The 5,683-nt window shown below is 64.9% G+C and carries 5 protein-coding genes; 3 read left to right on the top strand and 2 right to left on the bottom strand.

The features are described from left to right. The first annotated feature begins 50 nt into the window (after positions 1-50). Positions 51-836, top strand: coding sequence for a site-specific DNA-methyltransferase (locus NTX40_04900; GenBank protein MCX5648421.1), 786 nt, complete (start codon positions 51-53; stop codon positions 834-836). Positions 837-861: 25 nt separating this feature from the next. On the opposite strand, the gene NTX40_04895 is transcribed toward NTX40_04900, so the two are convergent. Together NTX40_04895 and NTX40_04890 are read right to left on the bottom strand one after the other, a co-directional pair. Beyond that, entirely contained in the window at positions 862-1,410 is a 549-nt protein-coding gene (locus NTX40_04895) for a hypothetical protein (protein ID MCX5648420.1), read from the bottom strand. A gap of 602 nt (positions 1,411-2,012) precedes the next feature. Continuing rightward, positions 2,013-3,089, bottom strand: coding sequence for a mannose-1-phosphate guanylyltransferase (locus NTX40_04890; GenBank protein MCX5648419.1), 1,077 nt, complete (start codon positions 3,087-3,089; stop codon positions 2,013-2,015). 257 nt (positions 3,090-3,346) lie between these two features. Between NTX40_04890 and NTX40_04885 the strand changes: the two genes are divergently transcribed. Further along, a complete protein-coding gene (locus NTX40_04885) occupies positions 3,347-4,726 on the top strand; it encodes a sigma-54 dependent transcriptional regulator (protein ID MCX5648418.1) in 1,380 nt (459 codons plus the stop codon). A 47-nt stretch (positions 4,727-4,773) separates the two neighbouring features. Next, on the top strand, positions 4,774-5,683 hold a 910-nt coding region (locus NTX40_04880; GenBank protein ID MCX5648417.1), incomplete at its 3' end, for a phosphate acyltransferase.

Below are 5,683 nucleotides of genomic sequence, written 5' to 3'. Positions count from 1 at the left end.
AGGGGTGGGGCCGCGGGGGACAGCGCCCGCAATCGCTGGGGGTGAAAGCCATGTCCGAAGAGCCGCCCGTCGGCACCATCGTCCGCGGCGACGCCGTCGAAGTGCTCGCCGGCTGGCCCGAGGGGTGCGTGGACCTCGTCTTCGCCGATCCGCCTTTCAACATCGGCTATCGGTACGACCGCTACCGCGATGATCGCCCGCCGAAGGAATACCTCGCGTGGACCGAGCGATGGATTGACGCGTGCCTGCGGGTCCTTAAGCCGACGGGGACGTTCTGGATCGCCATCGGCGACGAGTACGCGGCCGAGGTCCGCGTCCGGATGCGCGAGCGTGCGACGCTTCGGAACTGGATCGTCTGGCACTACACGTTCGGCCAGAACTGCACGCAGAAGTTCAACCGATGCCACACGCACCTCTTGTACTTCGTCAAGAATCCGAAGCGGTTCACGTTCAACGCCGGCGACCCGTCGCTTCGCGTGAAGTCGGACCGGCAACTGAAGTACAACGACAAGCGCGCCAACCCGGACGGCAAACTGCCGGGCGACGTCTGGAACGAGTTCCCGCGGGTCTGCGGAACATACAAAGAGCGCGTCGGCTGGCACCCGTGCCAGATGCCGGTGCGCCTGCTGGAGCGGATCGTCCTGGCGTGCTCGAATCCGGGCGACCTGGTGCTCGACCCCTTTGCGGGGAGCGGGACGACGCTCCTTGCGGCCGCGCGGCACGGTCGGCGCTTCGTCGGCGTGGAACTCTCGCAAGTCTACGCCCGCCGCGCGGCCAGGCGCGTCGCCACCGAGTCGCGCGCCGGGACCGGGGTCCGTGTGAAGGGACACGCATGATCAAAACAGGGCTGAGCGTATCAGGCTAAAAGAGCGCGAGTTGGCTTGGCGTGTGAAGTTTCTCCGCATCCGAGCATATCCGTTCCCGAAAACGCCGACGCACTTCCGGGGCACAGCGAGACAACAACTGCTGCCAATCGGCTTCGTTTTCGACATTGATAAACTGTTTTCTCGGAGCCTCATAGACGAGGGATCTCTTGGCCTGCTTCAGGAGGCGGAAAACATTGGCGAGGGTCCCAAGGCTCCTGCCGTCCCAGAGCATGAAGCCCCTTGCGGCCTTATCTGTCATCTCTTCATCCTTCGCGGCGTAGTAGCCGAAATCCTTTCTTCGATGAGGAGGCACTACGGACCTGACCGGCCAACCGCCAAGGTTGTTGCGGCACGTCCCCTTGACACAGAACACCTGGACGTGCCGGTATGCATTCGCATGGAGATATCGCTGAACTGACTTGTCCGCGCCGTTCGCGTCACCGACGAGCACACTGTGCCCACCATGCATAATCGCGTCCAGTTCCCGGCGCACTTCGGAACCGAGGTTCGTGACGTGTCTGGAACCGCCGATGAAAATCCTCATTAGCGCCTCCTGCGAGTGCGGGTGAGAGCCAGGACATACACGTTTGCCGCACTCCCTTCGCTTCTGAGGGCGTGGGCCACGGCACTCATCGTGGCGCCCGAGCGGTACAAGTCATCGAGAACCAGCACCTCCTTCCCGCCCAGGGCCGTTGTGGCCACTCGGTACGCCCCGTCGAGCAGCCGGCGCCTCTCCTTGCGATCGAATACGTTCTTGAGCTCAGATAACTCCTTGGCCTTAACAAGACATTCGCCGCGGACAGGAATGCCAAGTCTCTGCCCCATCGCTTCTGCCAAGAGGAGGACCGGCTGCTCTCTCCGGTCTGATCGAGAGGCCGGCACAGGGACAATCACCTCCACGCGCGGCTGCCATGATTTGACAAAGCCCGCCGCAACTTCAGCCAACTCCTCGATAACGGACCGGTCACCGCGATACTTCAGGCGGTAAAGCAGCTCGCCAATTTCCGTATGCTCCGTCTTAAACTGAGGGTGACCGTACTCGTCGTCGCCGAGGTACTCGCTCGAAACCGTGTGATAGTCCAGGACGTAGCCTTCCTTCTAATTGCCCCGTATCTGCATTGGGTTGGTGTTTGTCATAACACATCACTACAGGTACCGGTCGAGGCGTTCGTCCTTGAGTTTGGCGACGAGTTCCTTGACTCTCTGGGCCTGGTCACGGGTGGTGATGAGGGTGGCGTCGGGCGTCGCGACGATGATGAGGTTCGAGACGCCGATCGCGGCGATGAGGTGCTCGTTGGTGGTGTAGAGGATGTTGTCGTTGGAGTCGAGGGTGACGCTGGCGCCCTGGGCGAAGTTGCCGCGCTCGTCGGCCGGCAGATGGCCCGAGAGGACCTGCCAGGTGCCGACGTCGTCCCAGGCGAAACGGCCCTCGATGACGCAGACCTGGTCGGCCTTTTCCAGGAGGCCGTAGTCCACGCTGATGCGCGGCAGGCGCGGGAAGACGCGCGCCATCGCGGCCGGCATGCGGTCGGTGTCGAGGTCGGGCGCGAGTTCCTGGAGGCCCTCGTGGAGTTCCGGCAGGTTGCGTTCGATCGCGTCGAGGATCGTATCGGTCCGCCAGAAGAAGATGCCGCTGTTCCAAAAATAGTCGCCGGAATCGAAGTAAGCCTCGGCGACGGCGAGGGCGGGCTTCTCGTGGAAACTCAGGACCTCGTAGACGGGCTGGCCGCTGACCTCCTTGATGATTTGGCCGCGGAGCATGTACCCGTAACCGGTCGCGGGATACGTCGGCCGGATGCCGATCGTGTAAAGCGGGGCCGGGGCGCTCCGGGCGCAGGCGTCGGCGTGCTCGAGGCAGTCGCGGAACGCCTCGGCCGGGTGAATGATGTGGTCCGAGGGAAAACAGAAGATCGTCTGGTCGCCGGCGCGTTTGCGGACGATCTCGGCGGCCAGACCGACACACGGGGCCGAGTCGCGGATGCGAGGCTCGAGGATGAGATTCTCCTCGGGCAGGTCCGCCAGCAGACGGCGGGCGACGTCGTGGTGCTTGCGGTTGATGAAAACGAGGATCCGCTCCTTCGGGATAAAGCCCTGAAGTCGCGCGACCGTTTGAACGATGAGCGGCTCGCTGCCGAGAATGCTGAGGAAGGGTTTGGGGCACTCCTGCCGGCTGACCGGCCAGAACCGCGTCCCCTCGCCCCCCGCCATGATCACCGCGTACATAAGGCTCTCCTGCCTGGCGTCGTCTGTCGCTCCAGACCTTCCACGGATAACGGATATAGGTTGCCGGCCGTTTCCGGTCAACCCTTTTCCCGGCGTCATTGTAACAGAAGGGCGTCGCACTTAGAATAGAGGGGTTTCTGCCGGGAGGAAATGCCGACGGCGTCCGGGGGTTCGCGCGCTTGAAAAGGTCGGTCCCGGCCGGTACACTGCCGGCTGTCTTTGGCGCACTTGACCGCGAAAGGAATCCTTTGGCCCAGGTGTCGGTCGTCATCATCGAGGACGAGTCGACGGTCCGCGACACGCTCGCCGAGCATCTGAAACGGCGCGGGTACCGCGTGGAGGCGGCGGCCACTGCGGCCGAGGGCCTGGCGCATCTGGCGGCGGGGCCGGCGGACCTCGCCATCCTGGACTATCGCTTGCCGGACGACGACGGCCTGGAGGTGCTCGCCAAAATCCGCCGGCAGTGGCCTGAAGTCCCGACGATCTTCATGACGGGGTTCACGAACATCGAGGTCGCCATTCAGGCGATGCAGCGCGGCGCGTTCGACTACATCTCCAAGCCGTTCAGCCCCGAGGAGATGATGGTCGTCGTCGATAAGGCGCTGGAGGCGAAGCGACTGCGCTCGGAAGTCGCGCGCATCCGCTCGACGCAGGTCCGCGAGTTCAGCTTCGATCACATCGTCGCGCGCAGCCCCGAGATGCTCCAGATCATCCACCTTCTGCAGCACCTGGCGGAGTCCGAACCGCGCACGATCCTCCTGCAGGGCGAAAGCGGGACCGGCAAGGACCTGGCGGCCAAGGTGATCCACTTCAACAGTCCCCGGGCCGAAAACCCTTTCATGAACATCACGTGCACCGCCCTGCCCGAGCCGCTGCTGGAGAGCGAACTGTTTGGCCACGAGAAGGGCGCGTTCACCGACGCCCGCCAGCAGAAGCGCGGCCTGTTCGAGATGGCGGACGGCGGAACGATCTACCTGGACGAGATCGGCGACATGCCGCCCCCCCTCCAGGCGAAACTGCTGCGGTTCCTCGAGGAGAAGGCGTTCCGGCGCGTGGGCGGCACGGAAGACCTCCTGGTGGACGTGCGCATCATCGCCGCCACCCACCGCGACTTGCGGGGCCTCGTGGCTCAAGGGCGTTTCCGTGAAGACCTGTTTTACCGCCTGAACATCCTGCCCGTGACGCTGCCCCCCTTGCGGGATCGGCCCGGGGACATTCCCCTCCTGGCCGACTACTTTATCCAGGAGTACAACCGCGAGTTCCACAAACAGATCACGGGCGTCGAGCCCACCGCCATGGCCATTATGCAGACCCACTCGTGGCCGGGCAACGTGAGGGAACTGCGGAACGTCCTGGAACGGGCGATGCTCCTGGCGGGCGGCGGCCGATTGACCCTGGCCGATCTGCCGGCCGAAATCCGCCAGCCCCCCGCCCGCAACGGGACCGGCGAAGGCGAGTCCGTCATCCGCCTCGGACCCGAAGGCATCGACCTCAAGGAGGTCGAACGCCAACTGGTGGAGCAGGCGCTCAAGCGAACGGGCGGCAACCAGACGCGCGCCGCCGCCCTCCTCAACATGACGCGCGACCAACTGCGATACCGCGTGCAGAAATACGGGTTGAAGCCGCAAGGCGATTGAACCGCCCATGGCCCGTCGGCCGTGAGAATCCCACGAGGAGCCTCAACGTGAACCTTTTCGAGACGATCAAGAATCGCGTCCGCCCCGCCAGACGCCGCATCCTGCTCGCCGAAACCAAGGACGAGCGCATCCTCCGCGCCGCCGCACAAATCCGGAAGGAAGGTTTCTGCCGAATCGTCCTCCTGGGCGACCAGGAGCAACTGGCCGAACCCCTGGCCCGCGCGGGAGGCGACCCCGGCCGGTTCGAGTTCCTGCCGCCCGGCGATCCCGCGCGCCTCGACGCCTTCGCCCGCACATTCCACGAACTGCGCAAGCACAAGGGCGTCACGCCCGACGAGGCCCGCCGCATCGTCGCCGACCCCGTCTTCTACGGCGCGATGTGCGTTCGGACCGGCGAGGTGGACGGCATGGTGGCCGGCAGCGCGTCGCCCACGCCCCACGTCGTCCGGGCGGCGCTGTACTGCGTCGGAATGCGCGAGGGCGTCAGGACGGCATCCTCCTGTTTCATCACCGTCTTCCCGCGGACCGAGTTCGGGATGAACGGCGTCCTGATGTTCGCCGACTGCGGCGTCGTGCCGGATCCGACCGCCGACCAACTGGTGGACATCACGCGAATCACCGCCGACTCTTGGCGCCTCTTCACCGGCACGGAGCCGGTCATCGCGCTCCTCTCGTTCAGCACGAAAGGTTCGGCCAAGGCGCCGGGGCCGAAGAAAATGGTTGAAGTCGCCGAACGCCTGCACCAATTGGAACCGGACCTGATGGTGGACGGCGAACTGCAGGCGGACGCGGCCCTGGTGCCGGACGTCGCGCGGCGCAAATGCCCCTCGAGCCCAGTCGGCGGACGCGCCAACGTCATCATCTTCCCCAGCCTCGAGGCAGGCAACATCGGCTACAAACTGGCCGAACGCCTTGGAGGCGGCGAAGCCGTCGGACCCATCCTCCAGGGTCTCGCCA

The organism is Planctomycetota bacterium (assembly GCA_026387035.1).
Taxonomy (GTDB): Bacteria; Planctomycetota; Phycisphaerae; order FEN-1346; family FEN-1346; genus JAPLMM01.
This window is presented reverse-complemented; position numbering and strand designations above follow the sequence as displayed.